The sequence below is a fragment of the Streptomyces sp. Ru72 genome, from assembly GCF_002920635.1.
In the GTDB taxonomy this organism is placed as follows: domain Bacteria; phylum Actinomycetota; class Actinomycetes; order Streptomycetales; family Streptomycetaceae; genus Streptomyces.
This window is the reverse complement of sequence record NZ_PQSR01000128.1, coordinates 1-20272: the sequence shown is the minus strand read 5'-3', so window position 1 is coordinate 20272 and position 20272 is coordinate 1. Positions and strand designations below refer to the sequence as shown.

18 protein-coding genes are annotated in these 20272 nt (G+C 69.0%); 12 read left to right on the top strand and 6 right to left on the bottom strand.

Annotated features, from left to right (window positions below):
• A partial coding sequence (locus C3488_RS35130; RefSeq protein WP_308460705.1) for a Sua5 family C-terminal domain-containing protein occupies positions 1–321 on the top strand: 321 nt, incomplete at its 5' end.
• Positions 322–652: 331 nt separating this feature from the next.
• Here C3488_RS35130 and C3488_RS35125 read toward each other — a convergent pair.
• Both C3488_RS35125 and C3488_RS42125 read right to left on the bottom strand, forming a co-directional pair.
• Positions 653–1294: a carbonic anhydrase gene (locus tag C3488_RS35125; RefSeq protein WP_103844933.1), complete on the bottom strand. Its 642-nt coding sequence runs from the start codon at positions 1292–1294 to the stop codon at positions 653–655.
• A 558-nt stretch (positions 1295–1852) separates the two neighbouring features.
• Complete coding sequence (locus C3488_RS42125; RefSeq protein WP_258053847.1) at positions 1853–1984, bottom strand: hypothetical protein; 132 nt, start codon at positions 1982–1984, stop codon at positions 1853–1855.
• 12 nt (positions 1985–1996) lie between these two features.
• Between C3488_RS42125 and C3488_RS42120 the strand changes: the two genes are divergently transcribed.
• Positions 1997–2593 (top strand): hypothetical protein, encoded by a 597-nt coding sequence (locus C3488_RS42120; protein ID WP_258053846.1) that lies wholly within the window; start codon positions 1997–1999, stop codon positions 2591–2593.
• Positions 2594–2651: 58 nt separating this feature from the next.
• Here the strand turns inward: C3488_RS42120 and C3488_RS35105 are convergent, their stop codons facing one another.
• Positions 2652–3698, bottom strand: coding sequence for a LacI family DNA-binding transcriptional regulator (locus tag C3488_RS35105; protein WP_103844931.1), 1047 nt, complete (start codon positions 3696–3698; stop codon positions 2652–2654).
• A gap of 485 nt (positions 3699–4183) precedes the next feature.
• Between C3488_RS35105 and C3488_RS35100 the strand changes: the two genes are divergently transcribed.
• From C3488_RS35100 to C3488_RS35060, 9 genes are all read left to right on the top strand, one after another.
• A complete protein-coding gene (locus C3488_RS35100) occupies positions 4184–5539 on the top strand; it encodes an ABC transporter substrate-binding protein (RefSeq protein WP_181139317.1) in 1356 nt (451 codons plus the stop codon).
• A gap of 99 nt (positions 5540–5638) precedes the next feature.
• Positions 5639–6634, top strand: coding sequence for a carbohydrate ABC transporter permease (locus tag C3488_RS35095; RefSeq protein WP_103844929.1), 996 nt, complete (start codon positions 5639–5641; stop codon positions 6632–6634).
• A complete protein-coding gene (locus tag C3488_RS35090; RefSeq protein WP_258053845.1) occupies positions 6631–7536 on the top strand; it encodes a carbohydrate ABC transporter permease in 906 nt (301 codons plus the stop codon). Before C3488_RS35095 ends, C3488_RS35090 begins: the two co-directional genes overlap by 4 nt.
• A 63-nt stretch (positions 7537–7599) precedes the next feature.
• Positions 7600–9120: an alpha-N-arabinofuranosidase gene (locus C3488_RS35085; protein ID WP_103844928.1), complete on the top strand. Its 1521-nt coding sequence runs from the start codon at positions 7600–7602 to the stop codon at positions 9118–9120.
• Positions 9121–9220: 100 nt separating this feature from the next.
• On the top strand, positions 9221–11266 hold the full coding sequence (locus C3488_RS35080) for an RICIN domain-containing protein (protein ID WP_103844927.1): 2046 nt from the start codon (positions 9221–9223) through the stop codon (positions 11264–11266).
• Between the two features lie 140 nt (positions 11267–11406).
• A complete protein-coding gene (gene araB / locus C3488_RS35075; RefSeq protein WP_103844926.1) occupies positions 11407–13059 on the top strand; it encodes a ribulokinase in 1653 nt (550 codons plus the stop codon).
• A gap of 23 nt (positions 13060–13082) precedes the next feature.
• Positions 13083–14600: an L-arabinose isomerase gene (araA, locus tag C3488_RS35070; RefSeq protein ID WP_103844925.1), complete on the top strand. Its 1518-nt coding sequence runs from the start codon at positions 13083–13085 to the stop codon at positions 14598–14600.
• 14 nt (positions 14601–14614) lie between these two features.
• Positions 14615–15337 (top strand): L-ribulose-5-phosphate 4-epimerase AraD, encoded by a 723-nt coding sequence (araD, locus tag C3488_RS35065; protein WP_103844924.1) that lies wholly within the window; start codon positions 14615–14617, stop codon positions 15335–15337.
• A gap of 156 nt (positions 15338–15493) precedes the next feature.
• Positions 15494–15874 (top strand): VOC family protein, encoded by a 381-nt coding sequence (locus C3488_RS35060; protein WP_103844923.1) that lies wholly within the window; start codon positions 15494–15496, stop codon positions 15872–15874.
• Positions 15875–16522: 648 nt separating this feature from the next.
• Here C3488_RS35060 and C3488_RS35050 read toward each other — a convergent pair.
• Together C3488_RS35050 and C3488_RS35045 are read right to left on the bottom strand one after the other, a co-directional pair.
• Positions 16523–16810 (bottom strand): hypothetical protein, encoded by a 288-nt coding sequence (locus C3488_RS35050; protein ID WP_103844922.1) that lies wholly within the window; start codon positions 16808–16810, stop codon positions 16523–16525.
• Between the two features lie 441 nt (positions 16811–17251).
• A complete protein-coding gene (locus tag C3488_RS35045) occupies positions 17252–18664 on the bottom strand; it encodes an ISL3 family transposase (protein WP_258053848.1) in 1413 nt (470 codons plus the stop codon).
• Between the two features lie 230 nt (positions 18665–18894).
• Here C3488_RS35045 and C3488_RS35040 point away from each other — a divergent pair, with 230 nt between their 5' ends.
• A complete protein-coding gene (locus C3488_RS35040) occupies positions 18895–19761 on the top strand; it encodes an aldo/keto reductase (protein WP_103844921.1) in 867 nt (288 codons plus the stop codon).
• 237 nt (positions 19762–19998) lie between these two features.
• Here the strand turns inward: C3488_RS35040 and C3488_RS35035 are convergent.
• On the bottom strand, positions 19999–20272 hold a 274-nt coding region (locus tag C3488_RS35035), incomplete at its 5' end, for a transposase (protein ID WP_181139316.1).

Below are 20272 nucleotides of genomic sequence, written 5' to 3'. Positions count from 1 at the left end.
TCCCACTACGCACCGCGGGCGCGCGTCGTCCTCGTCGACCCCGAGAAGGTCATTGCCGAAGCGGAACTCGCTCAGGAGCTGGGGCACCAGGTGGGCGTTTTTCTGCCCACGCCCTTCACCGACGCCCCGGTAAAGGCCCACGCCGTGGTAGCGGTCCCCGCCTCGATGGCCGCCTATGCACGCGGGCTGTACGGGTTCCTGCGCGAACTCGACCAGCAGGGCTGCGACCTCATCATCGCCTCCTTGCCGGAGGAGGGAGGGCTGGGACTGGCGATCGCCAACCGGCTCCGCCGCGCCGCAGGGCCCCGGTCCACCGCGTGACCAGCACCCCCGCCGTGCCCTTACTGCTCCCGGAGGCGGGGGCCGGGCGGATGTATGACGGATTCGGCTGAGCGGCCAGCGGCCTGGCAGACCCGGCGCAGCTCGTGCCGCCAGTCGTTGGTGACGACCGTTCCTCATCCCCGGCACACCTCGCAGGCCGCGGCCCGCGCCAGGTCGGCGCGGGGGACGGTGCTGGGCGCGGTCGGCTCCGTGAGCCATCGGGCGCTGCCCTTCCACGGATGATCAAGCGGTGAACCCGAGGGGTTCCTCAGCCACGGATACGAGGGTCCTGCGACTGCGGCATCACGTTGAGCAGCCACGGCCGGGGCGGTCAGGACGCGGCGGGAACCGCCGCATCGAGGCCGCGGGAGGCGACGAGCTGCGCGCTGCCGTCGGCCAGGCGGTAGCACAGGCCCACCACGGCGGCCTGGCCGGCGGCGACCTTCTCGGCGAGGACCCGGGAGCGGTCCAGGAGCAGGTCGACGGTGTTCCTTACGTGCTCGGCGAGGATCTCCTCGGGCTCAACGTGTCCGGCGGCCCGCGCGGCCAGCACACTGGGGGTGACCCGCTCGACGACGTCCCTGACGTACCCAGCCGGTGTCGTGCCGTCCTCCAGCGCGGCGCACGCCGCGCCGACCGCGCCGCACGAGTCGTGACCGAGCACCACGACCAGCGGGCAGCCCAGGATGTCCACGCCGTACTCGATGCTGCCGAGCACTTCCGGGCCCGTGACGTGGCCTGCGGTGCGCACCACGAACAGGTCGCCCAGGCCGCGGTCGAAGATGATCTCGGCGGCCAGCCGGGAGTCGGAGCACCCGAATAGCACGGCGAAGGGCTGCTGGGACGGTGCGATTTCGGCGCGGCGGGTGGCGTCCTGGTTCGGGTGCTCGGGGGAGCCCGCGACGAAGCGCTGGTTACCGGCCAGCAGCAGCTCGAAGGCGTCGCGGGGCGTCGGGGACTTGATCTCGCTCATGGGCCGCAGCCTAGAACCCGGCACCAGCCGTCGCACTGCCGGGTCCCGCCGCTACTCGTCGGGTCGGGCCACTCTGACGGCTGGGGCAGTACTCCGAGGCGCCCGGCGAGGGCGGCCTCGATGCGGAACCTCAGCGCGCGGCGCAGCTGCCCGGCCCCGTACGGCCACCGGCCCAGAACCCTCCGCTCGTCGTCCACACCCGCACAACGACCCAGGCGTTGCCCACGCTGTCGGCCGAACGACGGGAGAATCACCCTGCGCGCTGCCGTGGCCCTGGCTCACCCGCCGAGGGAAGATCCTCGCGGTCAGCGCCGGTGAACAACTCCAGCAGGCCCTGACGGACAGGTGGGCCTCCGCCGGATGACGCAGCTTCCCGTCCAGACGGAGGGTGTAGCGCGTGCCCCGTCCCTCTCGCTCCCGGCTGAGGTAGCCAGCCTGTTCGAGGGCGCCGACGATGCTCTGGGCGGTGCGCTCGGTGATGTGGCAGGCCGCGGCGATATCACGGATAGTATTTCGGGCCGGTGAGGCTCCCCGCCGGCCGCTCCCCAGGGCACGGGTTCAGCGGCGCAGGGAGGTCTCCTGCTCCAGGCGTGACAACTTCTCGGGGTTGCGCACGAAGTACAGCCCGGTGATGAGACCGTCCTCGGTCCGCACCGCCAGGACGCCCTCGACCTGGCCGCCGATCCGCATGATCAGTGCCGGGTGGCCATTGATCTGCGCCGACTGCACCGCTGCGGTGCCTGCGATCCTGCCCAGCCCTGCCGCCAACAGGGCTGCGACCAGATCGGCGCCGACGACGGGCTCCAGCGCGGCCTGGACCACTCCGCCGCCATCGCTCAGGAAGACGACGTCCGGGGCGAGTTGGTCGAGCAGGCCCTGCAGATCGCCGGTTTCAACTGCACGTCGGAACGCCAGCAGAGGTGCGCGGTTCTCGGCCTGGGAAACAGACGTCCGCGGGCGCCGCGCGGCGACATGGTTGCGGACCCGGTGTGCGATCTGCCGGACCGTGACCGGGGTGTCGATGCCGTACGGAAGCTGAAGGCGTCCGACGGCGGCAACATCAACGTCGTCGGCAGCGGCGACCTCGCCCAGACCCTACTGGGCAGTCGCTCAAGCTGCCGCCCGATGTCCACGGTTTACGGCCGGCTGATGCTCCACCGCTGCCTCGCCCGCGACTGCGAAACCCACCCTGCCCGCTCCGGAGCCGTGATCCGCCTTGCCATGACGGGCCTCGTGGCCTGCCGCCTCTCCGGCGATAGCTCGACTTCCTGGCGTGATGCCGCACGGTCGGATCGATGACGGCTCCGGGGACGAGACACCGGGAGAGCGCGACTTTTGAGCGGTCACCGGTGTGGTGTCACTGGTGTTCGTGGTCCGGTTGTCGTTCCCGTCCGATGGTGCTCGCGCGTGGGATCAGCTGGTGCGGGGCCCGGATCTCCCTTCCGGGGACGGGGGTGGGGCTGCTGATCCGCTTGAGGAGGCGTTCCACGGCGGTCTGGGCGATCATCTTCTTGTCCGGGGAGACGGTGGTGACGGGCGGGTTGGAGTAGCGGCCGTCCTCGATGTCGTCGTAGCCCACGACGGCGACGTCCTCGGGGACGCGCAGCCCGCGTTCGGCCAGGGTGTGCATCGCGCCCAGGGCCACGAGGTCGCTGTAGCAGAAGACCGCGTCGGGCGGCTCGGCGAGGTCGAGCAGGTGTGCCATGGCTCTGGCTCCGTCGGAGCGGTTGAAGCGCGGGGTGGAGATGACGAGTTCCTCCCGTACGGGTATCCCGGCACGCTCGTGGGCCAGTCGGTAGCCGCGGGTGCGCAGCTGGGCCGCCTCGCCGGTGCGGTACGGCTGGTCGCCGATAGCGGCGACCCGGCGCCGGCCGAGGTCGAGCAGGTGCTCGGTGGCTTCGCGGGAGGCGGTGACGTCGTCGATGCCGACGTGGTCGAAGCCGCCGTCGCTGACGCGCTCGCCGAGCACGACGAGGGGCAGGCTCGGGTCGCGTTCGGACAGGTCGGACTGGGCGAGCCCGAGCGGGCTGAAGATGACGCCGTCGAACAGCAGTTGCTGGGAGCCGCGGCTGAGGAACATCTTCTCGTGCTCGGCGTCGCCGTCGGTCTGGTCGATCAGGACGTTGTAGCCCTGCACCCGGGCCGCGCGGATGATGCCCTGCAGCAACTCGGCGAAGTACGGGGTGTCCAGGTACGGCACGACCACCGCGATCTGGCCCGACCGCCCGGCGGCGAGGTTGCGGGCCAGCACGTTGGGCCGGTAGCCGAGCTCGTCCACGGCCCGCTGCACCCGGGCCCGGGTGGCCTCGGAGACGGGCGCGTAGCCGTTGACCACGTTGGACACGGTCCGGCTGGAGACGCCGGCGAGCAATGCGACGTCGCGGAGTGTGACGCCCTTAGCCATATGCCACCTTCATCCCGGATGTCGGTTTCAGCGCTGAAAGTTTCCTCGGAGTTACCTCTTGCAGCGTGGCAAGATCTCGGTTAACACTTTTGCAGCGCTGCAGAGCGTAGCAGAGAGCCCCGAGAAGACCCATGGGGCCGATCCGTAGGAGCCGCAGTGGGAACAGCACCCTCTCACCGGCCGGGAGCCGCTCCCGACCCGATGGGGCATCACTCATTACTTTCTTCTCTGAGCGCGCCGGCGCGCTGATCCCACAACTGCCTCCCTGTTCACCGACGTCACCCGCGCCCACCCTCCCGCGTCCACTGACGTCCGCCCGCCAGGATCCGCGGCGGGCAGTCCACCCGGGCCGGCGTACCCGCATGCCCTCGGGCCGCCGACGCCGTACCTCCGTGTGCCCGGCGCCCCCTGTGGCACCTCGCCGTATCTCGTCCCCTTACCTCCGTCCTCCTGCCCCTTCAGGCACCCTCACCCGGGAGATTGTCATGTCCTCCAGCAGAAAGCCCAGGCTCCGTTCCGTCCGCCGGACCGCCGTCGCGGCGACCTCCGCCGCCCTCGCCGGCGTGCTCCTCGCGGCCTGCGGCGGCGGCAGCGGCGGCGGGAGCGGTGCCGCGAGCAGCGGCCCGGTGCACATCAAGGTGTGGGCCTGGTACCCGGACTTCAAGCAGGTCGTGGACCAGTTCAACAAGACGCACAAGGACGTCCAGGTCGACTGGGTGCAGGCGGGCGTCGGCCAGGACGAGTACACCAAGCTGAAGACGGCGCTGAAGGCAGGTCAGGGTGCCCCGGACGTCGTCATGCTGGAGTTCCAGGAGCTGCCGACCATCCAGCTCTCCAAGGGCCTGCTCGACATGGGCAAGTACGGCGCGAACGCCGACAAGGGCAATTACGTGGACTGGGCCTGGAAGCAGGTCTCCGACGGTGACCACGTCTACGCCATCCCGGTCGACGGCGGCCCGATGGCGATGATGTACCGGGCCGACCTGTTCAAGAAGTACAACCTGAAGGTTCCCACGACCTGGGCGGAGTACAAGGAGGAGGCGGCCAAGCTGCACGCCGCCGACCCGAAGGCGTACATGACCGACTTCGGCAGCGACGAGACGGCCGGTGGCTGGCGCCAGGGCCTGATGTGGCAGGCCGGGTCCCGCCCCTACACCTACTCGGCGAGCAAGCTGCCGGGCATCGGGGTGAAGCTCAACGACGACGGCGCCAAGAAGGTGTACGAGTACTGGGGCGACCTGGTCAAGAACAAGCTGGTCGACACCCAGTCGTACGCGACCACGGACTTCTACAACGGGCTCAGCAGCGGCAAGTACGCCACCTACATCGCGGCCGGCTGGGGTCCGGGTTACCTCTCCAGCGTCGCGAAGGCGACCGCGGGCAAGTGGCGCGTGGCCCCGTTGCCGCAGTGGACGGCGGGCGGCACCGCCCAGGGTGACTGGGGCGGTTCGACCTTCGCGGTGACCTCGCAGACCGGGCACCCGAAGGAGGCCACCGAGGTCGCCCGGGAGCTCTTCGGCACATCGCAGGCCGCCTGGAAGATCGGCATCGACCAGGCCTACCTCTTCCCGCTGTCCAAGCCGATCCTCAACGGTTCGTACTTCGGGGACAAGAAGTACGACTTCTTCGGCGGCCAGCAGATCAACAAGGTGTTCGTGCCCGCGGCGAACGGCATCGGCAGTTTCGACTGGAGCCCGTTCCAGGACTTCGCCTACAACACCGACACCAGTGAGGTCGGCAAGGCCCTCCAGGGCCAGACCGACTGGTCCGCCGTGAACGACAACGTCCAGCAGCAGGTGACCTCCTACGCGACCAAGCAGGGATTCAAGGTCAGCCAGTAACCGGCCCCAGTCCCCGATTCCCCACTGCCCCCGCAGGCGGCGCGCGAGCGCCGTACGCCCGCCGCCTGCGGCGGCCCGCCACACGCGCAAGGAGATGTGATGAGCCTGCTCCGACAGCAGGGACCCGCGGCGGCCGTGCCCCTGACCCAACCCGTCACCGACGACGGTCCCGCCCACGCCGCCGGCCGGAAGGCGGGCCGGCGCAGCGGAAAGCTGTCCGGCCGCACCCGGCACAAGACCATGGGCCTGTTGCTGGTCACCCCGTTCGGCCTGCTGTTCGCGGCCTTCCTGGTGGCACCGCTGGCGTACGCCTTCTGGCTGAGCCTGAGGACCTCCACCCTGGTGGGCGGTGACCACTTCAGCTGGTTCGCCAACTACGAGCAGACCTTCACCGACCCGCACTTCCTGTCCGGTGTGCGCCGCGTGGTGGTCTTCGGCGTGGTGCAGATCCCGCTGATGCTGGGGCTGGCCCTGCTCGGCGCGCTGATCATCGACGAGGTCACCAGCCGCCTCGCCAAGGTGTTCCGCATGACGCTGTTCATGCCGTACGCCGTGCCCGCGGTGATCGGCGCGCTGATGTGGGGCTTCCTCTACAGCCCCACCTTCGGCCCGGTGAACTCCCTGAGCAACGCGCTCGGCCTGGGGAAGTTCGACCTCCTGGGGCACAGCCTGATGCTGACCTCGCTCGGCAACATCGTGACCTGGCAGTGGACCGGCTACAACATGATCGTCCTGTACGCGGCCCTGCAGGGCCTGCCCCGCGAGGTCTACGAGGCGGCCAAGCTGGACGGGGCCGGCCAGATCCAGACGGCCCTGCGCATCAAGATCCCGATGGTCTCTTCGGCGTTGGTGCTCACCTTGATGTTCACCATCATCGGCACGCTCCAGTTCTTCACCGAGCCACGGGTCCTGGAGCCGACGGCGTCCTCGGTGATCAGCCCGGACTACACACCGAACCTGTACGCCTACAACCTCGCCTTCCAGTACTCGGAGTTCAACTACTCCGCCGCCATCTCCTTCTCGCTCGGAGCGGTGGTCTTCATCGGCTCCTACCTCTTCCTGTTCGCCACGCGTAAAAGGAGCGGACTGAAGTGACGACCGCCGCTGCCCCCGTTCCCACCGTTGCCGCCGCCCAGGCGCCCCGCGCCAAGTCCTCCACCAGGGGGCGCGTCACCGTCAACGCCGTGATGGTGGCCATGATCCTTTACTTCCTGATGCCGTTCTGGTGGCTTGTCGTCGCGGCCACGAAGAACAACGACGCCCTGTTCTCCACCGCGGCCCTGTGGTTCCACCAGCCGGGCTCGTTCTTCACCAACCTCCAGCAGCTGTTCACGTACGACGACGGCCAGTACCTGCGCTGGATGGGCAACACCGTGATCTACGCCGGCGTCAGCGGAGTCGGTGCCACCGCCGTTGCGACCCTTGCCGGGTACGCCTTCGCCAAGTACCGGTTCCCGGGCCGGAACCTGCTCTTCTCCAGCCTCCTCGGCGCCATCATGGTCCCGGCGACCGCGCTGGCCATCCCCACCTACCTGCTGCTGAGCAAGGTGGCGCTGACCAACACCATGTGGGCCGTCATCCTGCCCTCGCTGCTCAACCCGTTCGGCGTCTACCTGGTGCGCGTGTACGTGCAGGAGTCCCTGCCGGACGAGCTGCTGGAGGCCGCCCGCGTGGACGGCGCCGGCGAGATGCGGGTGCTGTTCAACGTGGCGCTGCCGACACTGAAGCCCGCGCTGGTGACCGTGCTGCTGTTCTCCATGGTCGGCACCTGGAACAACTTCTTCCTGCCGCTGGTGATGCTCAACAACGACAAGCTGTTCCCCCTCACCGTGGGCCTTCAGTCCTGGTACCAGGGAGCGCTGATCCAGTCCGGCGCCAACGCGCTGTTCACCCTGGTCATCGCGGGCTCTCTCGTGGCGATCCTCCCGCTGATCGTCGCCTTCCTCCTCCTGCAGCGGTACTGGCGTGGCGGCCTGACCGTCGGAAGCCTCAAGTAGCCGGAAGCCTCACGTAGCCCCCGCCTTCCCCCTCGTCTCGACCACCTCCCGGAGCGACCTTCCATGCTGCACGCCTCCCTGACCGTCGACCCCGCCTTCCGCGTCGCCGACGTGAGTCCCCGTACCTTCGGCTCGTTCGTCGAGCACATGGGCCGCTGCGTCTACACCGGCATCTACGAGCCCGGCCACCCGCTGGCCGACGAGGACGGCCTGCGCCGGGACGTCCTGGACCTGGTGCGCGAACTGGGCGTGACCACCGTGCGCTACCCGGGCGGCAACTTCGTCTCCGGCTTCCGCTGGGAGGACAGCGTCGGCCCGGTCGCCGACCGCCCCACCCGCCTGGACCTCGCCTGGCACAGCACCGAGACCAACGCCTTTGGCCTGCACGAGTTCCACCGCTGGGCCCAGAAGGCCGGCGTCGAACCGATGATGGCCGTCAACCTCGGCACCCGCGGCGTCGCCGAGGCCCTGGACCTGCTCGAGTACTGCAACCACCCGGGCGGCACCGCCTGGTCCGACCAGCGGATCAAGAACGGCGCCCCCGACCCCTTCGGCATCCGCATGTGGTGTCTGGGCAACGAGATGGACGGCCCCTGGCAGACCGGCCACAAGACCGCCCGGGAGTACGGCCGTATCGCCGCGGAGACCGGCCGGGCCATGCGCATGATCGACCCCACGCTGGAACTGATCGCCTGCGGCAGCTCCAGCTCCTCGATGCCGACCTTCGGCTCCTGGGAGGCCACCGTCCTGGAGGAGGCGTACGAGCAGGTCGACTACATCTCCTGCCACGCCTACTACGAGGAGCTCGACGGCGACCTCGGCAGCTTCCTGGCCTCCGGCGTCGACATGGACCACTTCGTGGAGTCCGTGGTCTCCACCGCCGACCACGTCCGGGCCAAGCTGCGCCAGAAGAAGCGGATCAACCTCTCCTTCGACGAGTGGAACGTCTGGTACCTGTCCCGCTTCGAGTCCCAGGACAAGCCCACCGACTGGGCCGTGGCCCCCCGGGTCATCGAGGACGAGTACAACGTGGCCGACGCCGTCGTGGTCGGCGGCCTGCTGATCAGCCTGCTGCGCAACAGCGACCGCGTCACCGCGGCCTGCCTCGCCCAGCTCGTCAACGTCATCGCCCCCATCCGCAGCGAACCCGGCGGCCCGAGCTGGCGGCAGACCACCTTCCACCCCTTCGCCCAGGCCGCCCGCCACGCCCGCGGCACGGTCCTGCGGGTGGAGCCGGTCGCGCCGGTGTACGACACGAAGCGGTTCGGCGAGGTCTCGGTCGTCGACGCCGTCGCCACGCACATCGCCGGCGCGGACGGGGCCGACGAGCTCACCGTCTTCGCCGTCAACCGGCACCAGAGCGAGGACGTCGAACTCGCGATCGACCTGCGGGCGTTCCCCGGTTACACGCCGGTGGAGCACTCGGTGCTCAACGACACCGACGTCCGTGCCACCAACACCCAGGACAACCCCGGCCGGGTCCGCCCGCGCGAGGCCGGCACCGGTTTCGTCACCGACGGACGGCTCACCGTGAGCCTGCCGCCCGTCTCCTGGAACGTCATCCGGCTGCGCCGCGCCGGCTGACAGGCCCCCTCCGACACCCGCCGCTCCCCACCCCCTTTTCCCGGGGGAGCGGCGGGCTTCGCACCACCCCCTCGTCCCGGACATCCCTTGGGAGCCGCCCATGTCCACCACCAGGGAAGGCGCCGGCCACCGCGCCGTAGCCAGACCCCAGGCGATCACGCTGCTGCTGGCCCTGCTCGCAGCCGCCGTCGCCCTCGTCCTGCCCGCCTCCGGCCAGGCGCACGCGATCTCTCGCGCCTCCCAGACGATGTACACCCCGCCGTCGACGGCCCCGTCACCCGGCTCGCTCTACCCGCGCGCCGTGCGCCTGCAGTACAGCGGATCGTCCAACGGCACTCTGCTGGCCACGTTCGAGCAGTACTCCTCGGGCACTCCCGTCTTCCCGATCTACCGCAGCACGGACAACGGCAACAGCTGGACGCAGATCTCCAGCATCAGCGACACCCACAACGGCTTCGGCATGCGCTACCAGCCGTTCCTGTACGAACTGCCCACCCAGATCGGCAACTTCCCGGCCGGCACGATCCTCGCCGCCGGCAACTCCATCCCCAACGACCTGTCCTCGACCGAGCTGGACCTGTACGCCAGCACCGACCACGGCACCAGCTGGTCGTACGTCAGCACCATCGCCACCGGCGGCAAGGCCGACCCGACCAACGGCCAGACCCCGGTGTGGGAGCCGTTCCTGATGGTGTCCGGCTCCAAGCTGATCGTGTACTACTCCGACCAGCGTGACCCCAACAACGGTCAGAAGATCGTGCACCAGGTCTCCACGGACGGCGTGACCTGGGGGTCCGTGGTCAACGACGTCGCGACGTCGACGTACAGCGACCGTCCGGGCATGCCCGTCGTCGCCAAGCTGCCCAATGGCAACTACGTGATGACGTACGAGTTCTGGGGTGCTCCCGAGGGCGGCTTCGCCGTCTACTACAAGATCTCCTCCGACCCGGAGGCGTTCGGCTCCGCGACCGGCATCGCGCTGAAGACGACCGACGGCTACGTGCCCACCAGCTCGCCGTACATCACCTGGCTGCCGACCGGCGGTCCCAACGGCACCCTGGTGGTCAGCGCCAACAGCAGCGACGACCTGTTCCTCAACACGCAGAACGGCGCGGCGGGCGCCTGGACGCGCATCGCCTCCACCGTCCCCGGCGGCTACAGCCGCGGCATGGTCCCGCTGGCCGACGGCCACAGCCTGCTGGTCCTCAGCGGCGGCCACCTGACCAGCACCGGCCTGAACCCGGTCACCTACGGCACGATAGACTTGGGCGGCGGTATCTCGGACGGCGCGACCTACACCGCGTCGAACGCCAACAGCCACCTGATGCTGACCATCGTGGGCGGCTCCACCACCAACGGCACCTACGCCACCCAGCAGAACGTCGACAACGCCTCCGACCAGCAGTGGAAGTTCGTCCAGCAGACGTCCGGCTACTTCAAGATCTTCAACGTGGCGAGCGGCAAGGTGCTGGGCGTGGAGAACCAGTCCACGGCCAACGGCGCCAAGGTCCTGCAGTGGGACGACAACGGCACCCTCGACCACGAGTGGGCCGTGGCCCCGGACCCGGCGGGCGGCTTCACCGCCACCAACCGGATCAGCGGCAAGTTCCTGGAGATCCCGAGCGCGTCGACCACGGCCGGCACCATCGCCGGGCAGTGGGGCCCCACGGGCTGCGCCTGCCAGCGCTGGAACCTCGCCCAGACCGCGCTGCCGAACCTGGCCACCGGTCAGTACCGCCTGATCAACAAGCACAGCGGCGAGTTCCTGGAGATCCCCGGCGCGTCCACCACGGTGGGCAAGCAGGCCGGCCAGTGGGTGAACACCGCCAACAACTGCCAGCTGTGGACCTTCACGGCGCAGAGCGGCGGGGCGTGGACCGTGAAGAACGTCAACAGCGGTCTGTTCCTCGACAACAACGGCTCGGCCTCGGCCGGCGCGGCCGTCGTCCAGAACTCGTCCTCGACCGCGAACTCCCAGAAGTGGACGCTGACGGACGCGGGAGGCGGCTACTTCAAGCTCGTCAACGTCGCCAGCGGCCTGGTGGCGGACGTCGCCTCGGCCTCCACCGCCAACGGCGCGCTGATCGTCCAGTCGGCGGACACCGGCGCCGACGACGAGCTCTGGCAGATCGCCCGGGTCAACTGACCGGTTCCTTCAGCCACTGGGGCCCGGTCGCCGGCCGGGCCCCGCTCCCTCTCAGAGGCGTACACACACCTCTTGCCGTCCACTCGAACATTGATCGAAATACCGAACGATCTGTATGTGAAAGAAGAAGGTCCACCGTGATGGAAGAACCCTGTGTTGTCGGCGTCGACTTCGGAACCCTGTCGGGCCGTGCCGTCGTCGTCCGCGTCCGGGACGGCGCGGAGCTCGCGTCGGCGGAGCACGCCTACACCCACGCCGTCCTCGACCGCACCCTGCCCGACGGCACCCGGCTGCCCCCCGACTGGGCCCTGCAGGTCCCCTCGGACTACGTCGATGTCCTGCGCAACGCCGTACCCGAGGCCCTGGCCCGCGCCGGTGTCCAGGCCGGACAGGTCATCGGCATCGGCACCGACTTCACGGCCTGCACGGTCCTGCCGGTCCTCGCCGACGGCACCCCCCTGTGCGAACTCCCCGAGTACACCGCCCGCCCGCACGCCTACGTCAAGCTGTGGCGCCACCACGCCGCCCAGGGCCAGGCCGACCGGATCAACGCGCTGGCCGCCGAACGCCAGGAGCCGTGGCTGCAGCGGTACGGCGGGAAGATCTCCTCGGAGTGGGAGTTCGCCAAGGCCCTGCAGGTCCTGGAGGAGGACCCGGAGATCTACCACCGCACCGAGCGGTGGCTGGAGGCAGCCGACTGGATCGTGTGGCGGCTGTGCGGCACCTACGTCCGCAACGCCTGCACCGCCGGCTACAAGGGGCAGTACCAGGACGGGGCCTACCCCTCGCCCGAGTACCTGGCGGCCCTGCACCCGGACTTCGCCGGCTTCGTCACCGACAAGCTGGACCAGCCGATCGGGCAACTGGGCGCCGCAGCAGGGCGGCTGACGGCCGAGGCCGCGGCCTGGACGGGGCTGCCGGAGGGCATCGCGGTCTGCGTCGGAAACGTCGACGCCCATGTCACGGCCCCGGCGGCGAAGGCAGTCGAACCGGGACAGATGGTCGCCATCATGGGGACCTCCACCTGCCACGTGATGAGCTCCGACCAGCACGGCACGGTGCCGGGCATGTGCGGTGTCGTCGACGGCGGAATCCTGCCGGGACTGTGGGGTTACGAAGCCGGCCAGAGCGGTGTCGGCGACATCTTCGCCTGGTGCGTACGCACCGGCTTCCCCGCCGAGTACGCCGAGAAGGCCGCGGCCGCGGGCCAGAGCCCGCACGAGTATCTGACCGCCCTCGCCGCCGAACAGAAGGTCGGTGAGCACGGACTGCTGGCCCTGGACTGGCACAGCGGCAACCGCTCGGTGCTGGTCGACCACGACCTCAGCGGCCTGCTCATCGGCCAGACCCTGTCCACCCGTCCCGAGGACGTCTACCGCGCCCTGCTGGAGGCCACCGCCTTCGGCACCCGCACCATCATCGACGCCTTCGAGGCCGCCGCCGTACCGGTGAAGGAACTGATCATCGCGGGTGGCCTGACGAAGAACGCACTGCTGATGCAGATCTACGCGGACGTCACCCGCCGCCCGCTGAGCATCATCGGCTCCACCCAGGGCCCGGCCCTCGGCGCCGCCATGCACGCCGCCGTCGCCGCCGGGGCGTACCCCGACATCCGCGCCGCCGCCCACGCCATGGGCAAGGTCCAGCGCCGGACCTACGTACCCGACCCCGAACGTGCGGCGGCCTACGAGCGCCTGTACGCGGAGTACCGGGTGCTGCACGACTACTTCGGCCGCGGCACCAACGACGTCATGCACCGCCTGCGCCGCATCCGCACCGAAGCCTCCGCCTGAGCCACTTTGTGAAAGGAACCGCCATGACGACACAACCGCAGCCCTACGACAGCCACGAGATCTGGTTCCTCACCGGCAGCCAGGGCCTGTACGGCGAGGAGACCCTGGCCCAGGTCGCCTACCAGTCCCGGAAGATCGCCGAACGCCTCGACGCGGCGAGCGAGATCCCCCTGCGGATCGTGTTCAAGCCGGTCCTCACCGACGCCGAGTCGATCCGCCGCCTGTGTCTGGAGGCCACCGCCTCCGACACCTGCGTCGGCGTGATCGTATGGATGCACACCTTCTCCCCGGCGAAGATGTGGATCGCCGGACTGAGCGCGCTGGACCGGCCGGTGCTGCACCTGCACACCCAGTACAACCTGTCGCTGCCCTGGTCGAGCATCGACATGGACTTCATGAACCTCAACCAGGCCGCCCACGGCGACCGCGAGTTCGCCCACATCGAGGCCCGCGTCGGCGTCAACCGCAAGATCGTCGCCGGCCACACCACGGACCCGCGGGTCGTGAGGCGCGTCGCCGCCTGGACACGGGCCGCCGCCGGCCGCCACACGGCACGCACCCTGCGCCTGGCCCGCTTCGGCGACAACATGCGCGACGTCGCCGTCACCGAGGGCGACAAGGTCGAGGCGCAGCTGCGGTTCGGCTTCTCGGTGAACACCTACAGCGTCAACGACCTGGTGGCCGTGGTCGACGCGGTCGAGGACAAGGCGGCCGCCGAACTCGCCGCCGAGTACGTCGAGACCTACAACGTGGTCCCCGCCCTGCGCCCCGGCGGCATCCGCCACGACTCACTGCTGTACGCCGCCCGCCAGGAACTGGGCCTGCGCACCTTCCTCACCGAAGGGGGATTCACCGCCTTCACCACCAACTTCGAGGACCTCGGCGGACTGCGCCAGCTCCCCGGCATCGCCGTCCAGCGCCTGATGGCCGACGGGTTCGGCTTCGGCGGCGAGGGCGACTGGAAGACCTCCGCCCTGCTGCGCACCATGAAGGTCATGGGCGCCCGACGCCCCGGCGGCACCACCTTCATGGAGGACTACACCTACCACCTCGGCCCCGGCACCCCGCGCGTCCTCGGCGCCCACATGCTGGAGGTCTGCCCCTCGGTGGCAGCCGACCGCCCCCGCTGCGAGATCCACCCGCTGTCCATCGGCGGCCGCGAGGACCCGGTCCGCCTGGTCTTCGACGCCGCCGAGGGTCCCGCCGTCGTCGTCGGCCTCTCCGACCTCGGGGACCGCTTCCGGCTGACCGCGAACGCCGTGGACGTCATGGCCCCGAGCCAGCCGCTGCCGCATCTGCCGGTGGCCAGGGCCGTGTGGAAGCCGCGTCCCTCCCTGGCGGAGTCGGCCGAGAGCTGGCTGCTCGCCGGTGCCCCGCACCACACCGTGCTCAGCTCCGCCGTCGACACGGAGACCCTGACCGACTTCGCCGCCATGACGGGCGTCGAACTGCTCACCATCGACGAGCACACCAGTTCCGAACAACTCGCCAAGGAAATCCGCTGGAACGCCGCCTACCACCGCCTCGCCCAGGCGCTGTGAGAGAGGAAGGGACCATGACCACAGTCGTTCGAGAGGGCCTGCGCCAGGAGGTACTGGAGGCGAACCTCGCCATCCCCCAGGTCGGCCTGGCGACCCTGACCTGGGGCAACGTCAGCGGAGTCGACCGCGAGGCGGGGGTGTTCGTCATCAAGCCCTCCGGAGTCCCCTACGAGGACCTCGGCATCGACCACCTGGTGACGGTACGTCTGCATGACGGCGCCGTCGTCGACGGCGACCTGCGCCCCTCGACCGACACCGAGACCCACCGCTGCCTGTACCTCGCGTTCCCCTCGATCGGCGGGATCACGCACACCCACTCCACCCACGCCGTCGCCTTCGCCCAGGCCCGCCGCGACATACCCGTCCTCGGCACCACCCACGCCGACACCTTCAACGGCCCCGTGCCCGTCACCCGCGACCTCACCGAGCAGGAGTGCGCGAAGGACTACGAGTACAACACCGGCCACGTCATCGTGGACCTCCTAGACGGCAGCGACGACAAGGCCGTCGAGGTCCCCGCCGCCCTCGTCGCCGGCCACGGCCCGTTCACCTGGGGCGCCTGCGCCCGCAAGTCCCTGGAGCACGCGATCATCTGCGAGGCCGTCGCCGAAATGGCTCTGCACACCATGTCCCTGTCACCCACGGCCCCGCCGCCTCGGCACCTGCTGGAGCGCCACTACACCCGCAAGCACGGCCCCGACGCCTACTACGGCAATCCGGATCCGGTGATGCCCTGACGATCCCCCGAGCTCCCGTCACCGGCTCCCCCCGAAAGCTCAGACAGGTGGCGTCCTCCGAGCAGGAACTCGCCTGTCTGAGCTAGGGAGGCCAGTGCTCCTGGCCGTGACGGTTGATGATCAAGGCGCGATCCCAGCTGATCAGGAAGAGCTGCCATGCATAGAAGCCGCGTATACGCCGTTCTGATCGACACACCTGTAGCCGAGGCTGCCAAGTCAGCGGACTTCTGGTCGGCAGCCCTTGGTGTCACAGCCCGGCCGTTTCCTCCGGCACCGGAATTCACCACACTCCATCAGGCCCTGCCGGGGCTGATCATGGCCGTCCAAGCGGTCGACGACGCACCTCGTATCCACCTGGACATCGAGACCGACGACATAGAGGCGGAAACCACGCGCTTGATCGCTCTGGGTGCTGAGCAGGTGTCGCAGTGGCAGGAATGCCGCGTACTGCGAGTGACTGGCGGTCATTTGATGTGCGTACTACCTGTGGAGAGCGACCCGGAGACTTTCCGAGCACAAGCCAACGTCTGGCCATGACGATGCAGTGGGGCATGCCGCCATGGCTTCGTAACCGAGACCGGACACCACATGTCGGCGAGTTTGGGTCGCCGAAATCGACCTCGGCTTCCGCCCCCGGCATGTGGGTCTGGAGGATGAACGCGTTCAGCGGCCCGCGTCCCGCCTCGATCCGTATCTGCGGCCGGCGAACGGCGACATAGGCCCGCACCATCGGATAGGTCACCTCCACCGCACCGTGCTCGTCCAGCAGCCGGTCGAAGATCCGCTTGATGGTATGCCGCTGCTTGCGCGGCGCGTCCAGATCCGCCCGCAGCATCTGGTCGATGGCCGGCTTGAAGGCGTCGAGCCGCGTCTTGCGGGGCGGCAGCTGCTTGCGAGGCTCCGGCCAGACCGACTCCATGGCCGCCTTCACCGTCCGGAAGCCCACCCCGTACTTGCGTTGCAAGGCCCGGTTCGACATCCCCGCCCGGGCATCGCGGCGGATCGCCGGGTACAGATCGACCTTGGACTTCGGTGGCATCAGCGCCCCCTCACCACGCAGAGCACTCCCAGCGTCCCACCGCAAGCCCCCGAGTGGTGTCAAAACTCGGTTCTGGCACAGATCTTGGGGATCGGTCGCGGAGGGTGACGGCGCCGTTCGATTGCAGGGGGCGTGAGCCCGGGCCGTCAGCGTTCCCGCATCCTGGTCCACCACCAGCCGAACATCGCCAACTCGATGTTGTTGGGTTCCGGCAAGGTACGGCGCTCGAATTCCTCATCGATGCGTGTGATCAGTCGGCCCAAGTCCCGTCTGGCTCCGGGAGGAAGGTGCAGCATCGCCAGCTCCAGGTCATCACGGGCGTCTTCCACCTCTATCCCGGGCGAATAGGCCTGGGAGGCGTTCAGATATCGTCCAGGCTGCTTGAAAGCCCACTCGAAACGAGAGAGCGCATTGGCGACCGCGTTGGGCCACATCTCCTGGTCTTCGACGCGGCGGATCGCTGCACGAGTCCGCGCGGAGACACCCCGGACCCTCAGGACCGGATACTGCCATCGTGGCCGCCACCGCTCTGCGCGGACGGCCTTGGGACGCCTACGCGGCATCGCCCTTTCGGATCAACATGAGACCATCCTGCCACGGCTGGGCACTTGGATGCCCCCGGTCCACACACCTGCCGCAGCCATTGTCTGTGCAGATCTTGGGGGGGCGTCTCGCAGTGTCACTGGAGCAGGATCATCTTGCGGAGTAGTCCGAATCCGGCTCGGCCGTAGAGCTGCCGCTTAATCTTCTTGATGCGGTTGACGGCGCCCTCGATACTGCCGGAACTCCAGTCGAGAGTGAGCCCGGCGGTCACAGTGTCGAGGTCTTGGAGTAGGTGGAGGGCGAAGCCGGTAAGGCCAGGTAGCTGGCTGGCGTCAACTGCGTCGACTCCAGGTGGGGAGTGTGGAGCCGAGGCGGTCAGTGAGTATCTCGCCGAAGTCGCGGACATGTCCGGCGGCCGTCTCCAGTTCGGGGCAGAGAGGGGCCAGGAGGTCCTTCAGGCCGGTCCGGTCTTCCTCGGTCAGGGTTGCGGGGTGGCGGGTGATCCAGCCGGTCACCCGCCGCACCGTCGGCGGCCGGGGCGGCGCGCCGGCCGGAGCCTCGCGAAGGGTGGCGATGTAGCTGCGGACCATCTGGTAGGTGACGGGAACTTGCTCGGCTATCAGCTCGCTGTGCAGTCGGGTGACGTGGGTGCATCCCTCGGCGAGTCGCCGCTCCAGGTAGGGCTTGTAGGGGTCGAGTCTGCTGGGCCGGGGCCGGTTTTCGCGGATGGTGTCCTGCCAGTGTGCGGCGTTGGCGTACCGGAGGACGGTGTTGAGGCCCCAGCCCAGGTGTCGGGCGATCGCCCGGCGTGAGCGGCCTTGGGCGAGCATCTCGTGAACCAGGGCGTGTGCTGCCTTCTTGCGCTCGGCACGTCGGCCGACGGGCTCCGGCTCGTCCTGCGGTCGACCGGAAACCAGTCCGGTGGGCTCCAGCATCATGCCGCTGGGCGATGGGTTGCGCAGGCAGTCGCGATGTGCGGCGACGCAGGTCTCCACGGCTCGGCCGAGGCCCTGCCACAGGTGGAACCGATCGGCGACCTGCAGAGCGTCAGGGGCACCGCGCCGGGCGCCTTCGGCGTAGGCGCCCGCCCGGTCCCGGCAGATGATCTCCACGCCTGGGTGACGGACCAGCCAGGCAGCCAGCGGCCCGGCTTCACGCGTCGAAAGCACATCGACCACGCGATGGTCTTCGATGCTGGTCAAGACGGTGGAGTAGGTCTGGCCGCGGCGGATCGCGAAGTCGTGCACGCCCAGCACTCGCGGAGTACTGAACTGCGGGTCAGGCAGTGCCATGACCCTGCGCAACAAGGTCATTCTTCCCGCGCCGAAGCCCAGTTGGGCCGCCAGCCAGGCGCCGGCCCGCCCGGCCAGCGCGAGCCCCACTCGCTCCAGGGCGTGGTTGAGCCGCGTGGTGAACCGTGCGTACGAGGTGGCCAGCCGGGAGAACGGCTCGGCGAAGGTCCGGCGTGGGCAGTCCGCCGACCCGCAGATGAAGCGTCGGACCGTCAGCCGGATCACAAAGCCCTGCTCAGCGAGTGGAAGGTCCTTCAGCCTGCGCTGGTAACGGTCATGAACTCGGTCCGAAAAGCGGCCGTAGTCCGGACATGCGGCTCCGGCAGCGCGGCCTCTCGCCACCACCTCGACCGTACTGAACGCGGCCGTAACCGCCTCGACCTCCACATCGTCGATCCCGGCGAACACCAGCGAGTCCCAGAACGGTGCATCGGCCTGCATGCCCAGCACCATCACCGTCCGCAACCGACCACAGCCGTGAACGGTAGACACCTGAGGGAGCGTCAACTCGGACCGATGGATGGCAGGGCGTACGCGGTCTCACACGAGCCAGTCCCTCGCAATCGAACATCGAGGTAGCGCTTCGCGACAGCTCCCCAAGATCTGTGCCAGAACCCACTACTGCTCGATAAAGCCAGCCTGGAGGAAGGTCAGGGTATCGTCGGGCCGTCGAGGGGGAACCGATGACTTTAAGCACACCAAACACACCCGGCACGCCGAGCACCTTCTCCATCGCAGGTGAATACCGGGTAACCCGGCTCGGTTTCGGCGCCATGCGCCTGCCGACGGGGCCTGGCCCCGACCGGGACGCCGCCATCGCGGTAGCCCGGCGCGCCGTCGAACTGGGCGTCACGCTTATTGACACCGCCCACATGTACGGATGGGGAGCCAACGAGGAACTCCTCGCTGAGGCCCTGCATCCGTATCCGGACGACTTGCTGATCACCACGAAGGTCGGGGTCATTCGGTCCGACGGCCCCGAAGGGTGGGCGTACGACGCACGGCCGGAGAGCCTGCGCGAGCAGGTCGAGCAGGGCCTGCGCCGACTCCGGACCGAGCGCGTCGGCCTGCTCCAGCTGCACCGGATCGACCCGAAGGTTCCAGTGGCCGAACAGATCGGCGCGCTCCGCGAACTGCAGCAGGAAGGGAAGATCAGGCACATCGGGCTGTCCGAGGTCACCACCGCGCAACTTGCCGAGGCTCGGCAGACCGCCGAGATCGCGAGCGTACAGAACCGCTACAACCTTCTCGCCCGAGAGCATGAGCCGGTTGTGGATGCCTGCGAGGCCGCCGGCATCGCCTTCCTCCCCTGGCGCCCCGTGGCTGTAGCAGCCCCCGGCCCGGAATCCGCGCTCGACGCCATCGCTGCCGAACTCGGTGCCACCGCACCTCAGGTCCTGCTCGCCTGGCTGCTCGCCCGTTCCCCGGTCGTCCTGCCGATCCCCGGAACCGGCTCGGTCGTCCACTTGGAGGAGAACCTCGCCGCGGCAGACCTCCGCCTGACCGAGTCCCAGCGGCAGCGCCTCGACCGTATGTCCGTGCCCGCCTAGCACGCCGACCGACGGGTCGGCGTCCAACGTGAACCTGCGCCGTCGGACCGCAGCGGCAGCGTCTGAAGTCGTGAACACGTGCTGGTGGATTGTGACGTTGGGGGCAATTGAAGGCGGGGCGTCTTGGCCCGGGGGTTCGCCTGGCGGCGACCAGTGGGCGGCCGTGCGGACCGGCACGAGCTCGCCGAGACTCATTCGGGTCTGTCAAACGAGCGGTCTAACTGGGGTAGTTGATGGTTACTGGCGGGCCGCTGAGAGTCGGCCGTCGAAGGTGATGTCGAAGGCGTTCAACGCGGTCTTCCAGCGCATGGTCCAGCGGGCCTGGCCCTTGCCGGTGGGGTCGAGCGACATGATGGCCATGTAGACGCACTTCAGGGCGGCCTGCTCGTTGGGGAAGTGTCCGCGGGCCTTGACCGCTCGCCGGATCCGCGCGTTGACCGACTCGATCGCGTTGGTGGTGCAGATGATCCGGCGGATCTCGGTGTCGAACCGCAGGAACGGAGTGAACTCC

Excerpts from the sequence above, each read along its gene's own strand:
- C3488_RS35125 (WP_103844933.1), bottom strand. The coding sequence starts at position 1,294 with ATGAGCGAGATCAAGTCCCCGACGCCCCGCGACGCCTTCGAGCTGCTG.
- C3488_RS42125 (WP_258053847.1), bottom strand. The coding sequence starts at position 1,984 with ATGCGGATCGGCGGCCAGGTCGAGGGCGTCCTGGCGGTGCGGACCGAG.
- C3488_RS35105 (WP_103844931.1), bottom strand. The coding sequence starts at position 3,698 with ATGGCTAAGGGCGTCACACTCCGCGACGTCGCATTGCTCGCCGGCGTC.
- C3488_RS35100 (WP_181139317.1), top strand. The coding sequence starts at position 4,184 with ATGTCCTCCAGCAGAAAGCCCAGGCTCCGTTCCGTCCGCCGGACCGCC.
- C3488_RS35095 (WP_103844929.1), top strand. The coding sequence starts at position 5,639 with ATGAGCCTGCTCCGACAGCAGGGACCCGCGGCGGCCGTGCCCCTGACC.
- C3488_RS35085 (WP_103844928.1), top strand. The coding sequence starts at position 7,600 with ATGCTGCACGCCTCCCTGACCGTCGACCCCGCCTTCCGCGTCGCCGAC.
- C3488_RS35080 (WP_103844927.1), top strand. The coding sequence starts at position 9,221 with ATGTCCACCACCAGGGAAGGCGCCGGCCACCGCGCCGTAGCCAGACCC.
- araB (WP_103844926.1), top strand. The coding sequence starts at position 11,407 with ATGGAAGAACCCTGTGTTGTCGGCGTCGACTTCGGAACCCTGTCGGGC.
- araA (WP_103844925.1), top strand. The coding sequence starts at position 13,083 with ATGACGACACAACCGCAGCCCTACGACAGCCACGAGATCTGGTTCCTC.
- araD (WP_103844924.1), top strand. The coding sequence starts at position 14,615 with ATGACCACAGTCGTTCGAGAGGGCCTGCGCCAGGAGGTACTGGAGGCG.
- C3488_RS35060 (WP_103844923.1), top strand. The coding sequence starts at position 15,494 with ATGCATAGAAGCCGCGTATACGCCGTTCTGATCGACACACCTGTAGCC.
- C3488_RS35050 (WP_103844922.1), bottom strand. The coding sequence starts at position 16,810 with ATGTGGCCCAACGCGGTCGCCAATGCGCTCTCTCGTTTCGAGTGGGCT.
- C3488_RS35045 (WP_258053848.1), bottom strand. The coding sequence starts at position 18,664 with ATGGTGCTGGGCATGCAGGCCGATGCACCGTTCTGGGACTCGCTGGTG.
- C3488_RS35040 (WP_103844921.1), top strand. The coding sequence starts at position 18,895 with ATGACTTTAAGCACACCAAACACACCCGGCACGCCGAGCACCTTCTCC.